This window comes from Paenibacillus sp. JQZ6Y-1 (assembly GCF_040719145.1).
GTDB classification, from domain to species: domain Bacteria; phylum Bacillota; class Bacilli; order Paenibacillales; family Paenibacillaceae; genus Saccharibacillus; species Saccharibacillus kandeliae.
On the sequence record NZ_JBFDUZ010000005.1, the window covers coordinates 312,076 to 325,947 of the forward strand.

14 protein-coding genes, 1 tRNA gene and 1 riboswitch are annotated in these 13,872 nt (G+C 45.6%); of the genes, 2 read left to right on the top strand and 13 right to left on the bottom strand.

Annotated features, from left to right (window positions below; translation table 11 throughout):
* Positions 1-158: 158 nt before the first annotated feature.
* From ABXR35_RS21390 to rpsF, 4 genes are all read right to left on the bottom strand, one after another.
* The gene (locus ABXR35_RS21390; protein WP_367064093.1) at positions 159-1,802 is read right to left on the bottom strand and encodes a copper amine oxidase N-terminal domain-containing protein; all 1,644 of its coding nucleotides are present in this window, start codon (positions 1,800-1,802) and stop codon (positions 159-161) included.
* A 658-nt stretch (positions 1,803-2,460) separates the two neighbouring features.
* Entirely contained in the window at positions 2,461-2,736 is a 276-nt protein-coding gene (gene rpsR / locus ABXR35_RS21395; RefSeq protein WP_188778322.1) for a 30S ribosomal protein S18, read from the bottom strand.
* Between the two features lie 21 nt (positions 2,737-2,757).
* Positions 2,758-3,246 (bottom strand): single-stranded DNA-binding protein, encoded by a 489-nt coding sequence (gene ssb / locus ABXR35_RS21400; protein WP_367064095.1) that lies wholly within the window; start codon positions 3,244-3,246, stop codon positions 2,758-2,760.
* 43 nt (positions 3,247-3,289) lie between these two features.
* A complete protein-coding gene (gene rpsF / locus ABXR35_RS21405) occupies positions 3,290-3,577 on the bottom strand; it encodes a 30S ribosomal protein S6 (protein ID WP_367064096.1) in 288 nt (95 codons plus the stop codon).
* A 454-nt stretch (positions 3,578-4,031) separates the two neighbouring features.
* Positions 4,032-4,134, top strand: a riboswitch (purine riboswitch).
* A 252-nt stretch (positions 4,135-4,386) separates the two neighbouring features.
* Here rpsF and ABXR35_RS21410 point away from each other — a divergent pair.
* On the top strand, positions 4,387-5,442 hold the full coding sequence (locus ABXR35_RS21410; protein ID WP_367064097.1) for a Rieske 2Fe-2S domain-containing protein: 1,056 nt from the start codon (positions 4,387-4,389) through the stop codon (positions 5,440-5,442).
* Between the two features lie 205 nt (positions 5,443-5,647).
* Here the strand turns inward: ABXR35_RS21410 and ABXR35_RS21415 are convergent.
* A tRNA-Ser gene (locus ABXR35_RS21415) sits at positions 5,648-5,739 on the bottom strand.
* Positions 5,740-5,934: 195 nt separating this feature from the next.
* Here ABXR35_RS21415 and ABXR35_RS21420 point away from each other — a divergent pair.
* Positions 5,935-6,756 (top strand): purine-nucleoside phosphorylase, encoded by an 822-nt coding sequence (locus tag ABXR35_RS21420; RefSeq protein WP_367064098.1) that lies wholly within the window; start codon positions 5,935-5,937, stop codon positions 6,754-6,756.
* A gap of 367 nt (positions 6,757-7,123) precedes the next feature.
* Here the strand turns inward: ABXR35_RS21420 and ABXR35_RS21425 are convergent, their stop codons facing one another.
* The 8 genes from ABXR35_RS21425 to noc form a co-directional block, all read right to left on the bottom strand.
* On the bottom strand, positions 7,124-7,348 hold the full coding sequence (locus ABXR35_RS21425; RefSeq protein WP_367064127.1) for a DUF951 domain-containing protein: 225 nt from the start codon (positions 7,346-7,348) through the stop codon (positions 7,124-7,126).
* A gap of 257 nt (positions 7,349-7,605) precedes the next feature.
* Positions 7,606-8,640, bottom strand: a complete 1,035-nt coding sequence (locus ABXR35_RS21430; protein ID WP_367064099.1) for a mechanosensitive ion channel family protein — start codon at positions 8,638-8,640, stop codon at positions 7,606-7,608.
* Positions 8,641-8,677: 37 nt separating this feature from the next.
* Entirely contained in the window at positions 8,678-8,926 is a 249-nt protein-coding gene (locus ABXR35_RS21435; RefSeq protein ID WP_367064100.1) for a putative Se/S carrier protein, read from the bottom strand.
* A 261-nt stretch (positions 8,927-9,187) separates the two neighbouring features.
* The gene (locus ABXR35_RS21440) at positions 9,188-9,694 is read right to left on the bottom strand and encodes a DUF4446 family protein (protein ID WP_367064101.1); all 507 of its coding nucleotides are present in this window, start codon (positions 9,692-9,694) and stop codon (positions 9,188-9,190) included.
* A 297-nt stretch (positions 9,695-9,991) separates the two neighbouring features.
* Positions 9,992-11,173, bottom strand: a complete 1,182-nt coding sequence (locus ABXR35_RS21445) for an aminotransferase class V-fold PLP-dependent enzyme (protein WP_367064128.1) — start codon at positions 11,171-11,173, stop codon at positions 9,992-9,994.
* 78 nt (positions 11,174-11,251) lie between these two features.
* A complete protein-coding gene (locus tag ABXR35_RS21450; protein WP_367064102.1) occupies positions 11,252-12,100 on the bottom strand; it encodes a ParB/RepB/Spo0J family partition protein in 849 nt (282 codons plus the stop codon).
* The gene (locus ABXR35_RS21455) at positions 12,093-12,854 is read right to left on the bottom strand and encodes a ParA family protein (protein ID WP_367064103.1); all 762 of its coding nucleotides are present in this window, start codon (positions 12,852-12,854) and stop codon (positions 12,093-12,095) included. Before ABXR35_RS21455 ends, ABXR35_RS21450 begins: the two co-directional genes overlap by 8 nt.
* An 82-nt stretch (positions 12,855-12,936) precedes the next feature.
* Positions 12,937-13,755, bottom strand: a complete 819-nt coding sequence (noc, locus tag ABXR35_RS21460; RefSeq protein WP_367064104.1) for a nucleoid occlusion protein — start codon at positions 13,753-13,755, stop codon at positions 12,937-12,939.
* Positions 13,756-13,872: the final 117 nt, after the last annotated feature.

Consider the following 13,872-nt stretch of genomic DNA (forward strand, 5'->3'; position numbering starts at 1 on the left):
TTCACGTCTATGTATACAAAAAACTTCCGGTCGCGATGGACCGGAAGTTTGTACATCCTCTCCTTGTTGCTATGCAGCATACACCGTTTCGTTTGTCAGCTGCACAGCATCTCGAAAAAGAATCTTCTATAATATAGTGCTTCTTTTGAGGATAGATATTATTTCGCTTTTGTCAGCGTGATTGCACCAGTGGACTCGTTCCATTTTACATCCCAGCCCAGCAGCTCCGTGATCGAACGCAGTGGCACCAGTGTTCTGCCATCGCCGTTCACCATAGAAGTTGCTTCCAGTGTTTGTGTTTTGCCGTTTACATCAACGGTGTTTTTTCCAACCCAGAATTTCATAGTGTCTTTACCAGCCATTACAGTTACTTGACCAGCAGCTTTATTCCAAGCTACTTTCGCGCCGATGCCTTCAGCCAGATAACGCAGTGGAATGTACGTTGTGTTGTTGCGTACTACTGGTTCTGTATCCATCATTGTTGTTTTGTTGTTAATTTTCAGCTCTTTGCTGTTCAGCTTCATCCAAACCGTAGTCATTGCAGCGTTTGCTGGAGTAGTAGCTGGTGTTTTCGCAGGTGTTTTTGCAGGCATTGGAGCAGCAGCTTTGAATTTATCAGGGTACTGCTTCACAATCGCGCCGCCCAGTGCTTCACCGATACCGAACATTGTTTTGAAGCCTTCACGATCTGCTTTGTATGCCGCAGCATATTGTTTATTCGCATATTGGTTGATGACGTTTTGTACTTGTGTTTCATGAGTAACCAGCGCTTTTTCAGCAGCAGATGCTGGCAGATTGTTCGCTGTTGCTGTTCCCAAGAATGTTGCAAAATCCTTCGTGAACATGGTGATGCGATCCTTCACGGCTTGCAGTGCTTCTTTGTCACCTTTTTTCAGTGCAGTCACATAGTCGCTTTGTGCTTTGATGTGGTTTGTTACCCAGATCGTTTCGAATTGTTGACCACCCGCAGCACCGTAGATTGATGTGATTGCTTTTTTGAATGCAGCAGTGTTAGCTGCTTCAGCATTTACCAGCGCAGAAGAGTCTTTTTCGCCGTTATACTGCTTTTGCATTTGCAGAACGGACAGTGCGAAGTGCTCAGCTGCCAGACGGTTCAGTGCGGAACGCAGATCAGCCGCAGGCGTATCTACTGTGCCGTTGTTGAATTTGGAAGGATATTGAGCCACAATCGCGCCGGAGAGCGCTTTACTTACTGTAAACATTGTGTCAAAGCCTTCACGGTACTCTTTGTATGCACCAGTGTAATCACCAGCTACATATTTTTCGAATACATCTTGTACTTGATCCTCATGCAGTCTCAGTGCATCAGCAGCAGCTTTTTGTGGCAGTTTGCCAGCTGTTGCAGTCGCCAAGAATTTGGAGAACTCGTCTACAAAGCCTTGTACTTGTGCTTCGGCTTTTTTGATCGCCGCTTTATTGTTCATTTTGGTCGCTTTGACCAGATTGTCGGTATATTTGTTATGGGCACGGAAGATACGTTCAAATTCCGCTGCACCCGCTTTGCCATAAATGGCTTCAATCGCAGGCTGCATGTCCAGCGCATTTTGATCCAGCGCATCGTAGGCTTGTTTCGCATCCGGTGCACCTTCGTAGGCTTTTGTCATCGCTACAACAGCCAGTGCAAAGTGTTCGGACAGCAGGTAATCCAGTCCTGCACGCAGATCAGCAGCTTTCGTGCTTACCGTTGGTGTTGCTGTTGTCGTTGTTGCGGCAAAAGCTCCGGTTGTAGGCAGAAGCAGGGAAAGACTTAATACAGGTACAATCAGTTTTTGAATTTTCATTATTCAGGCTCCCTTTGTAAGTGAATTTGGTTTTCTCTGTTTGTCTTGCCGTCCATGATTGGATAAACGGGCAAAGTTCAATTTTGGATCACATCTATGTTCAAAAAAGTGAAATCGATGCTTCCCATTAACCTCGCCAAACCTGCGTATCGCCCTGAAAAACCTGATATGATCTGCTTTTCCCACCGAGCCATTTTTTGTTATACAAAGGTATGGGGAAGTTCCGGATCTTCCGTCAGCCACATTATGTATAAGTCAAAGCATGCGCATAAGTAAGTAAGTGATTGTATCAGTACGGATATGATATAACCACAATTTCATCATTTAAATCTGTGTCTCTATTTATTTATACAAAATAATAACTATTCGTTGTTTGCAGAATTGATAACGTATCCATACACACTATTTGCATACAAGTATTATCAATAAAAAAGAAGCTATACTGGGTATTTATTTCCAGTTGTATAGACTATTTCATACTACTCGTTATACGGATCATTTTGTACGACATGAAGCATTATATATTACTGTCTGGATTATACAGCAATCCAACTATGCACCACTATGTTACGACAATATAAAAAGCGTACAATCTTCTCTCCTGCAAGAGGAAAGAGACTGTACGCTTGAACCTTTCTGCCGAAGCAGAAAAGCAATACTATTCAGTAGTGTATGGCAGCAGTGCGATTTGACGGGAACGTTTAATCGCAGTAGTCAGCATACGTTGGTATTTTGCACTTGTACCAGTCACACGACGCGGCAAGATTTTACCACGCTCACTGATAAATTTACGAAGCAGGTCCGTATCTTTATAGTCGATGTGAGTGATTTTGTTTACAGTGAAATAACACACTTTACGGCGTTTGTTGCGACCGCGGCGTCCACCTGGACGTCTGCCTTCGCCATCTCCGCTTTCACGTCTATTAAAGCTCATCTGATTCATTCCTTTCTTACTTTAAAATGGTAAATCATCATCGGAAATATCTATCGGTTTACCGTCATCGGAAAATGGATCTTGATTGTCACGAGAGTAGCTATTTCCATTGCTGCTGCGGTTACTATTGTTACCGCCGCCGTAAGGTGCTTCCTCACGATTGCCTCCACTATTGCTGTTTCCGCCATCACGGTTGGACTCCAGGAAACGAACATTATCAGCAATAACTTCAGTCACGTAGACACGTTTACCTTCGTTATTCTCATAATTCCGTACTTGAATGCGTCCTTCAACCGCTGTTAAGCGGCCTTTCCGCAAGTAGTTGGCGCAGGTTTCTGCCAGTTGTCTCCAGGTTACGACCGGAATAAAGTCCGCTTCGCGCTCTCCACCCTGGCTCGTAAAAGGACGATCCACTGCCAGCGTAAACTGCGTCACAGCCACACCCGCAGGTGTGTAGCGAAGTTCCGGGTCTTTGGTCAACCGTCCGATCAAAATGACACGGTTCAACAATCCAATCCCCTCCTCAAACGAGTTTACAATTCATAATTCAAACTTACTTTGTAACGTCTACAGTGATCAGATAACGGATTACGTCATCAGAAATTTTCATGATACGCTCAAGCTCAGCAACGACAGCTGGTGTAGCTGCGAAGTTCACGAGAACATAAATACCATCACGAATTTTCTTGATCTCATACGCAAGACGGCGTTTGCCTTGGATATCATGGCTAGTGATCTCACCGTCAGCTGTAATGATGCCTTTGAAACGTTCAGTCAACGCTTCAACCGCTTCCTGTTCCATTTCTGGACGCAGAATGTACATTACTTCATAGTTGCGCATAGTTTTCACCTCCTCTTGGACTAAGGCCCCTGATCAATGCCAGGAGCAAGGAACGAGCAGAAACTCGAACCCTATTATTGTACCAGAAATATACAAGCTCTACAAGGAAAACTTTATATTTATTTACACGAGTGATTTCAGCGCAGATATGGTAGCTAGCTGTATAGGAAAGTGCATATCTTTCTATGATTTTATCTTATCCTTTCCTATCCAATCACACTTCAAGCTATAGTCCAAATGGCGAACTCTACAACAATCTAATCTAATCCCTTGTATTTCAATGTTATATTATTTAACATTAATCTAATAGTTCATTCCTTTATCGCATTAAATATTCTATATACAGGAAGATAAAATGATATTACTTAGCCAATTCCACTTATAAAATTTATATAATCTCACATTGACAAAGCTTTCACTTGCAAAGTATGATGAGTATATCTTCTTTAATGTTACTTAAATTAACATGTCTTTTTGTATAAGCTCATTAATCGGTTTGAGCGTCTCGACCAGGCAACCGTAAATTGTCCCAGGCTACAAGAGGGTGTATCTGTGAAAGCAAACGCATGATGACTTTGGCATCTTGCACCGTATGGTGCAGTGCTGGATGTCATATGCAGCCTTATTTCTTATGCCGGTATGTAACTGCCGGTCTCATGAAAAGGCTTGTTTGCTATCGCTGATCACCCACTTGTCGTCTGGGATTTTTGGTGTTTGCATCCTTTGTTTGTACCAGTTTTCCTTATCATCATGCTTACTACATTTGTATTCCATTTCCTGTTTTCCAACATTTTAATGAGGTGATCATCATGAGTACACGTGCCAAATCCCCTGCTGAAGCTGCCCAAAATCAATTGCCTCGCGATTGTACATTTACACCGGAAGACTGGTATGTATTGTCGCAATACTGGTATCCCATTGCTATTGCTGACGACATTCAGGAGAAGCCTGTTGGTGTGAAGCTGCTGGATGTAAAGCTTGTTTGCTATCGTAGCGGCGACGATGTGGTTGTAGCACGCGACCTGTGCTTTCACCGCGGCGCACCGCTTAGTCTAGGCTGGGTAGATCATGGTGAGATTGTATGCCCATACCACGGGTTTCGCTATAACTGTGAGGGTGCCTGCACATCTGTACCCGCACACCCTGATAGCAAGATCTCGCCCAAGCTAAAGCTAATTATGTATCCATCTATTGAAAAATACGGTCTGATCTGGACATGTCTAGCTGGTCATACCGAGCCGCAAATCCCAGAATTCTCCGGCTGGGATGATCCCGATTATGTGAATGTTTTACCGCCAAGCTTTGATATTGCGGGTTCGTCTGGACGTCAAATGGAAGGATTCCTCGATGTATCGCATTTTGCTTATGTACACACGGAGACATTCGGCGACCGTAACAATACCGAAGTTCCACAATACAAAGTCAAACGTGATGGCAATGTGCTGCTTGCCGATTATTGGAGTACGGTGAGCAATTACGGCAAAGGACAAGAAAATCCGGCACCGGAAGGTTTTATGTGGCTGCGTGCCTTCCGCGTATACCCGCCATTCGCCGCTTCGCTGACTGTTCATTTTCCCGATGATGGCAAGCTGATGATTCTGAACTGCGCATCTCCGGTATCGGCGCGCTATACTCGACTTTTCTGCCCGATCTCCCGCAATTTTGATAAAAGTGTTCCGGCAGAGGATACGATTCGCTTCAATCTGCAAGTGTTTGAGGAAGACCGTGCAATGGTCGAGGCGCAAACGCCAGAGGATCTGCCGCTTGATCTGACTGCCGAAGCGCATATCCCCGCAGACCGCACGTCCATCGCATATCGTCAGCTGCTGACCGAATTGGGATTGGGTCGTCACTACACATCTTGATCTGTCATATCATTCTGTCTGCTTCATTGAGATAAGGGGATGGCAGAGTTCACTATTACATCGCATCCATGTTTCCATAATTGTATTGTACAGAGGCGAATGCGCCAGAATATAGCGTATTTGCCCAAAACATATAAAAAAGCTCCGCCGCAGAGTCTGCAACAGAGCTTAGTCACGAATCATATATGTAGCAATCAATATGGGATGGCGGAGAGAGAGGGATTCGAACCCTCGCACGCCCTAAGACGCCTAACTGATTTCGAGTCAGTCCCCTTATAACCACTTGGGTACCTCTCCGTATAACATGTACCGCTGTGAAAGCGATCCATTTACAACAAAATTGATTATACTTGATTCTTTTTCCGTTGGCAATAGAGCAAACTTATATTTTTACAATTCATTTGGAAGGAATTGTCCGTTTACACGTGTCACGCTGTCCTATACACTTGTGGCTGTACGGATTTTATTTCTTTCGCAGGGGGAATACACGTTATGCATCAGACGCAACATATTCAGGAAGCTAGAGATTACATTGTAAAACAAACCGGAGAACAAACGCCGACTATCGGTATGATTCTCGGTTCAGGCTTAGGCGGTTTGGCGGATGAGATTGAGAATCCGACGGTTATTCCATATGAAAATATTCCGCATTTTGCGACTTCCGGTGCTTTTGGTCATGCCAATGAGCTGGTCATCGGTACACTGATGGGTAAAACCGTCGTTGCCATGAAGGGACGTCTTCACTATTATGAAGGCTTTACACTGGATGAAGTTACATTCCCTGTGCGCATTATGAAGGCGCTCGGTGTACAGCAGTTGATCGTCACCAATGCGTGTGGCGCAGTGAATACTGGTTTTGCACCCGGTGAGCTGATGCTGATTACCGATCATCTCAATCTGGTGGGCAACAATCCGTTGATCGGACCAAATAACGCGGAATTGGGTACTCGTTTTCCTGATCTGTCGCAAACGTATCATCCAGAGCTGCGCAAGATTGCTTTGCAGGTCGCTCAAGAGCAAAATGTATCATTGCAGCAAGGTGTCTATGCGTGGTGGACCGGTCCTGCGTATGAAACACCAGCAGAAATCCGTATGATTCGTACGCTCGGTGCGGATGCAGTTGGTATGTCGACCGTACCGGAGGCGATTGTTGCTGTTCATGGCGGCATTCAGGTGCTCGGTATTTCCTGTCTGACTAATATGGCTTGTGGCATTCTGGATCAACCGCTCAGTCATGATGAGGTTATCGAGGTAGCAGCCAAAGTAAGAACGACTTTCGTCGGTCTGATTAAAGGTGTGCTAGAGCAGATCTAATCCCTAAACTTAAATGCGTCATTGTTAATAGGGTTTATCCCCTTTTGGCAATGACGTTTTGTATGAATTCTTCAGGTATGAGCAAACTACCCTCTCAAACCGATCAAATGAAATCACAAAGCAAAATGATGAACATTTGTTAACTGAATCGCTTAAGCAATATAACAATACCGATATATACCACTGTACAAGCATCGTATGATCCGCTATGATCTATTCTTGTGCAACTACAGTACACTACGCATCCTTTTATCTTTATCCCCAGCTATCTACATAGCAAAAAAGGTTATCCACTGTGGATAACCTTTTTATTTTCTCTATTTTCTTGATAAAGCGGTTTCTCTGTTGATAACTTTCTTACATTGTATTATTCACTCGATGACGTTGCTTGCTCAGGATCGGCTACGGATCGTAGTACCTTCTTCATGTTTTTCTCAAATTTTGCCCGTGGTACCAGTACGCTATGCTTGCAGCCTACGCATTTGATACGAATATCCATGCCCATGCGAATAATCTCCATCTCGTTGCTACCGCAGGGATGCGGTTTTTTCATCTGCACAATATCCCCCAGTTGAAACTGCTTGCGCTCCACCATGACCTCCACCCTTTCCTTCTTTTCAATCTGTCCGTAGCTGTTTATGCTTTGATTTATTAGAAACTACTTTCTACCGATGGTTTATCCACAACCATTTTACCAGATTTTCTGTCATTTGCGGACTGTGGATAAAAATATCAGCCTCTTCTATTGAACCTCATTCTCTACGCAACAAACCGGACAGCTGATATTCGCTGTCCGGTCGTTTGGCATGAGTAGGCGCTGCTATTTATAGCATCATTTCCTTATCCGCATCAATCATTCGATTCGTTAGGATCGCGCTTCTCGGTCACTTCTGTTTTCAATACACCAGTTTGTGGTGCTGCTTGATTCGCTGCTTCCCGCTCAGCAAGCTTCGCTTCTTCTGCGGTTTTACGCTCTTCTTCCAGACGCTGTTCTTCTTTATCCGCATCCAGTTGCTGCTTCACTGCTGTATGAATGGCACGCTCCACATTGGCGCGCGAGTTTGGCTGACATTTAGCGATAATACGTAGGGAATACTCACCTGTAGTCAGCGTCTGAATACCGAGTACTTCTGGTACATCCAGCACTTCATCGCGATCGGTTTTCATCGTTTGTGTTGCGCGCAGAACTAGCTGCTGCGCATCTTCCAGGGAACGATCCATACTCATCGGGATATCAACAACCGCTAATGAATTGGATAACGAGAAGTTGGTAACACTGATAATCGAACCATTCGGAATGATATTTACTTCACCATTCCAGCTGACCAACCGTGTTGTACGTAGACCGACCATCTGTACCGTACCTTTATATGTACCGGTCTGAATCACATCGCCTACTGCAAATTGATCTTCAAAAATAATAAAGAATCCGGTAATAATATCTTTGATAATACTCTGCGCACCAAAACTGATTGCCAAACCAGCAACCCCAGCCCCTGCTAGTAACGGTGCCAAATTAAATCCAAATTCGTTCAGAATCAGCATGATCATAATAAAGTTGAACACGCTGGAGATTACGTTTTTACTCAATTCTCCAATCGTAACGAGTCGACGTGGATTGGTAGCAATCCTGCTTTTATCCCGCCCAGATAATGAACGCTCGATCACCTTGTTGATCAGTTTAATAGCTACTCTTGTCAGAATAAAAATTAGAACGATACGGATCGCCGAAAAGGCAAATTGGGTCCACATTCCCGTATCGGTGAGCCATGTCCAAAATTTGTCGGTAAAGCCGCTGATTTCTTTTGCTGCTGTGTCTGCGGCATTATCATTCGTTAACCAGCGTGCTGCAAATAGCTGCAATGTCGTTTGCAATAGATTCATTGATTGTCCTCCTTGAACGTCGTGATGTCATGATGCATTAGTCGATCGGTTCATAGCCATTCGGAATCGGGCGAAAAATGCCCCGAATCTCCACCTGCTCTTGCCGGATAATCTGCTGCACCGTATCCAGCTCCTGCTGCGGGAATTGCAATGATAAAGCACAACCGGCAGTAATCTGCTTCGGTGTTGGAAACATATCATTTTCAATATCCGCATATTCTAGCAGCATTTCCGCGCGTAGTGCCTGCTGTGTGGAATCAAACGCCATGACCAGAGTGTGCTCCATCTTTTCTTTTACCCCTTCCGATACGAACTGTCACGTTAATCATTGTATTTTATATTCGTGTCTGTATGCTTTCTATGCTGCCATATCATGAATTCAATATATCCATTGTAAGCAGATTGCCGATGCAGATTCAATCTTACTCTATCAAAAAACCGCCGTATACGGGGACAGAAGGTGTCTGTCATCCACTATGCGGCGGTTTTGATTCTCTTTTCCAAAACGTATACGTTGTGTGATCCTTGTGACTGACGCTTGGTTACCTCATCCTTTAGCCGATGTGCGCGCTAGGCTGATAGCTTCCAGTTCTTCCGGCGACAGATTATAAGTAGATTGACCATTCGTAATCGGCTTGGCGTACACGTAGGAGCTATCACGGTTGTGTAAGCCAGTCAGTACCAGACCATCCATATTGTCATTCAGCAGCGCGACCGAGAAGCTCAGATCGCTACCGTGCTCGGAAAAGGCATTGTAGCGCTTGATGCCGGTATATGCCTGCACTTTGTGCAGCTTGTCCTCGATCTGTTGAAAACGGGTACTCTTTTGCTTTTCCCCATCTTCAATCGCATCCATTTGCAGCTTCAGATCCAGCAGTAATGATTCCAGATCCTCGACACCGCTTCCTGCCATCATCATCTCATAACGTTTGCGCATTTTACGCAGTTTGGCGCCCTGTACCATTACAATAATCAGCAGCAGGAGTACCAGTGCAGCGATTACTCCCAGTATCAAAAATAATTGCTCTGTAACCAGACTGTTTAATTCCGCCATCGTTGTCCGCTCTCCTCTTATTTCATTACCGTGCTGGTCAGAGATGCGTGTCCTTTCTTCGCATCGCCTATCCAGTCTGTCATCCAACCAACTGCATCCTGCAAGAGGCACATGTATTTTTTATATAGGCTGTGCCTTACCTGTTCTATAGTCAATCATCCATTGATGTGCTACTTCTGCCATTCCTATCAGGCAATAAGCAGCTACTTCGTGATCCATAAGCCCTTTAGCATTATACTTGCATATATACGCAGATTCCATCTCAATTTTGTAACATTCCAGATGAATATAGCAATTCTACGCATGATTTTCGTTCGATTTGCCGATATGCCGAATAGCTTCCAGTAAACGTTCGACATGCTCTGGCGTCGATCCATATCCTACGCTGGTCCGCACCGCACCCGTTTCTATCGTACCTACTGCACGATGGGCCAGTGGCGTACAATGCATGCCCGCACGTACCGCAATCCCAAACTCACGATCCAGTCGAAAAGCAATCTGTGCCGCATCCTGCTGCTGCATCGTAAACGAGACGATACCAGTACGCGGCTGACCCAACGCTGGACCGAGTACCTGCACACCATCAATATGCTGTAATCCATCCAGCAATTGCATTGTCAGCTGCTGCTCCTGCTCTGCAATATGCTCTACCGTCTGTTCTAGCACATGCCATACTCCGGCTGCTAGCCCTGCGATGCCAGGCGTATTCGGCGTCCCTGCTTCATACCGATCTGGGCGTACAGATGGCTGATCTGGCTCCTCTGACTGACTTCCCGTGCCGCCATAGATCCACGGCGACAGCTCCAGCTTGGGCGATATATACAGCCCGCCTGTTCCTTGCGGTCCAAGCAATCCTTTATGACCGGGAAAAGCAGCCAAATCAATCTCCCACTGCTGCAAATGAACCGGAATATGCCCTGCACTTTGCGCCAGATCAAGCAGAATGGCAGCTCCATGACGATGTGCAAGCTGTGATAGCTCATCCACAGGCAAAATACTGCCAAGCAAATTGGAGCTATGATTGCACACAAGCAGACGTGTCTTTGACGTAAAGGCACGCTCCACTTCTGCCAAATCCAAACGCCCTTGCTCATCCACCGCAATATAGCTTACCTGTATACCAGCTGTTCGTTTCAAATGCTCCAACGGTCGCCAAACCGAATTATGCTCTGTCATCGTAGAAATGACATGATCCCCCGGCAATACATAACCAAAGATCGCCATATTAAGTGCCAATGTCGTATTGCCTGTAAAAGCTATATCGACCGGATTGCGCACATCCAGCAGTGACGCTAGCTGACGACGACATTGAAATAGAACCCGACTGGCGCGCACTGCCATCGCATGGCTCCCTCTGCCCGGATTGGCTGAATCATGCTCCAATGCGTGCTTTACCGCCTCATATACAGCTGGCGGCTTTGGCCACGAAGTAGCCGCATGATCCAGATAAATGACAGCGTGATTATTCTGCTGCTGCATATCGCTCGTCACCGTTTTCCCTCCGTCGTTGGATTATAGGCATTCACGTATCAATTGTGCTCCATAGCATACGTCGGATCACAATTTGTTCAATAGTTCTAGCAATCGCTCCAGCTCTTGACGGCTATGGAAGCTGAGTTCAATCTTGCCTTTATCCTTACTACCGTTACGAATTTTGACAGCAGTTTGTAGACGATCGCGCAATGAATGCTCCACATCCACCAGATAAGGATCGGTTTTCTTATCCTTGTCTTTGTCATTGCTTTTACGGTTCGTTTCCAAGTTTTGCACTGCTTCTTCCAGCTGGCGCACGCTCCAGCTGCTTTGAATCGCCTTATGGGCAAGTGCGAGAATCAGATCTTCCTTTTTCACCCCAACCAGTGCGCGTGCATGTCCCATCGATAATGTTCCACGTGAAACATACTCTTTCACTTCATCCGGCAATGTTAGCAAACGTAAGAAATTAGCAATATGCGGACGAGATTTGCCTACACGAGCAGCCAATTCTTCCTGTGTCAGCTTAAATTCATCCATCAGCGATTGATACGCCGTAGCGATCTCCATCGCATTCAGATTCTCACGCTGCAAGTTCTCTACCAGCGCAATCTCCATTACCTGCTGATCGCTAAATGTCCGTACGACCGCAGGAATATCCTTTTTACCAGCAAGCTGAGACGCGCGGAAACGGCGTTCTCCGGCAATGATTTCGTAGCCTTTTAATACCTTGCGTACAATGATCGGTTGAATAACGCCATGCTGAGCGATAGAATCCGCCAACTCCTGCAAGCCTTCATCATCAAATGCTTTGCGGGGCTGAAATGGATTCGGGCGCAGCTCTTTTAATGGAATCTCAATCACTTTATCATCCTCACTCACAGACAGGGAAGGAATCAGTGCATCCAGTCCCTTGCCGAGACGTTTACTCATATGACACCACTTCCTTTGCCAGCTCTAAATATACTTCAGCGCCTTTGGAACGCGGATCGTACGTAATGATTGCCTTCCCGTGAGAAGGGGCTTCGCTCAATCGGATATTGCGCGGAATGATCGTCCGGTACACTTTATCCTGAAAATATTTTTTTACTTCTTCAATCACCTGTAAGCCGAGATTGGTGCGTGCATCTAGCATCGTCAGCAGTACGCCTTCGATTTGCAGATCGGTATTCAGATGCTTTTGCACTAGCCGTACCGTATTTAGCAGCTGGCTTAATCCTTCCAGCGCATAGTATTCACACTGGATCGGAATAATGACCGAATCGGCAGCGGTCAGCGAATTAATTGTCAAAATGCCAAGCGATGGCGGACAATCAATCAATATGTAGTCATATCCCTGCTTGACCTGTCCAATCGCATTTTTCAAACGCAATTCACGCGAAATGGCTGGGACAAGCTCCACTTCGGCTCCCGCCAGCTGAATCGTTGCTGGAATAATATCCAAATTCTCGATGGCTGTCGTCTGAATCGCTTCCTTTGGAGCCACATCGTTAATAATCACATCATAGATGCAATTTTCCACATCCGCTTTGTTAATACCGACGCCACTCGTCGTATTGCCTTGCGGATCGATGTCAATCAACAGTACCTTCTTGCCCAAAGTGGCAAGGCAAGCACCCAGATTCACGGATGTTGTCGTTTTTCCTACTCCGCCCTTTTGATTCGCTATGGCAATAATTTTGGACAACTACTTCACCCCAGTATTATGAAATTCGCTGATGACAAACGGTGGATAAAGACAGAAAAAGCGGCTGAATGCCGCCTGTCTGTCAGCGTTTTGGTATTTTGATGACGATCTCATAATGATCGTCGTGATCCTGCTCGGATGTATCGATCGCCAAACCGGAGCCAGACACCATATCGATGGATTGACGAATCGTATTCAGTGCTAGCCGTACATCTTTGCTGTAGGAAACGCGTTTGGATTTGGATTTCACCTGGTTTTTCTCTTTATAAAAAGCAACCCGGGCTTCCGTCTGCTTCACATTCCATTCTTTCTCAATAATTTCCTTCATAACACGCAGCTGTAGCTCTACCCCTTCGAGCGATAACAGTGCTCTCGCATGGCGTTCCGTCAATTGACGATTCATCAGCGCCTGCCGAATCTCTTCCGGCAATTGCAGCAAACGAATTTTGTTGGCAATAGTCGATTGGCTTTTACCCAAGCGCTGCGCCAGACTTTCCTGTGTGAGCGAATGCAAATCTAGCAATTTCTGGTACGCAATCGCTTCCTCAATCGACGTTAATCCTTCCCGCTGCAAATTCTCAATCAGCGCAATAGACGCCGCCTGTGAATCGTTAAACTCGCGTATGATCGCCGGTATCGTCGCCAATCCCAGCTTGCTGACGGCTCTCCAGCGTCGTTCCCCCGCGATAATCTCATATTTTCCATTCCGCAGCCGTACAACAATCGGCTGAATGATGCCGTGTGTCTTGATCGTCTGGCAAAGCTCATCAATCTTGGCATCGTCAAAAATCGTACGGGGCTGATATGGACTGGTTGTAATATTGCCAACCGGTATCTGCTTGACCTCATCTCCATTTACACGCTCGGACAAGCCAAACAATTTGGAAATTTGTTCTTTCATTCCGTATGAGACCACCTAATCTTATGATAGCAATACCTGTCTCAATAGACAGGCATACTTAAAATACGGGTATCTGGCATGGACCGATAAATCACCAGCACCCGGAATATATGGCAT

Excerpts from the sequence above, each read along its gene's own strand:
- rpsR (WP_188778322.1), bottom strand. The coding sequence starts at position 2,736 with ATGAGCTTTAATAGACGTGAAAGCGGAGATGGCGAAGGCAGACGTCCA.
- rpsF (WP_367064096.1), bottom strand. The coding sequence starts at position 3,577 with ATGCGCAACTATGAAGTAATGTACATTCTGCGTCCAGAAATGGAACAG.
- ABXR35_RS21430 (WP_367064099.1), bottom strand. The coding sequence starts at position 8,640 with ATGAATCTATTGCAAACGACATTGCAGCTATTTGCAGCACGCTGGTTA.
- noc (WP_367064104.1), bottom strand. The coding sequence starts at position 13,755 with ATGAAAGAACAAATTTCCAAATTGTTTGGCTTGTCCGAGCGTGTAAAT.
- ABXR35_RS21410 (WP_367064097.1), top strand. The coding sequence starts at position 4,387 with ATGAGTACACGTGCCAAATCCCCTGCTGAAGCTGCCCAAAATCAATTG.
- ABXR35_RS21445 (WP_367064128.1), bottom strand. The coding sequence starts at position 11,173 with ATGCAGCAGCAGAATAATCACGCTGTCATTTATCTGGATCATGCGGCT.
- ABXR35_RS21390 (WP_367064093.1), bottom strand. The coding sequence starts at position 1,802 with ATGAAAATTCAAAAACTGATTGTACCTGTATTAAGTCTTTCCCTGCTT.
- ABXR35_RS21440 (WP_367064101.1), bottom strand. The coding sequence starts at position 9,694 with ATGGCGGAATTAAACAGTCTGGTTACAGAGCAATTATTTTTGATACTG.
- ABXR35_RS21435 (WP_367064100.1), bottom strand. The coding sequence starts at position 8,926 with ATGGAGCACACTCTGGTCATGGCGTTTGATTCCACACAGCAGGCACTA.
- ABXR35_RS21450 (WP_367064102.1), bottom strand. The coding sequence starts at position 12,100 with ATGAGTAAACGTCTCGGCAAGGGACTGGATGCACTGATTCCTTCCCTG.
- ABXR35_RS21420 (WP_367064098.1), top strand. The coding sequence starts at position 5,935 with ATGCATCAGACGCAACATATTCAGGAAGCTAGAGATTACATTGTAAAA.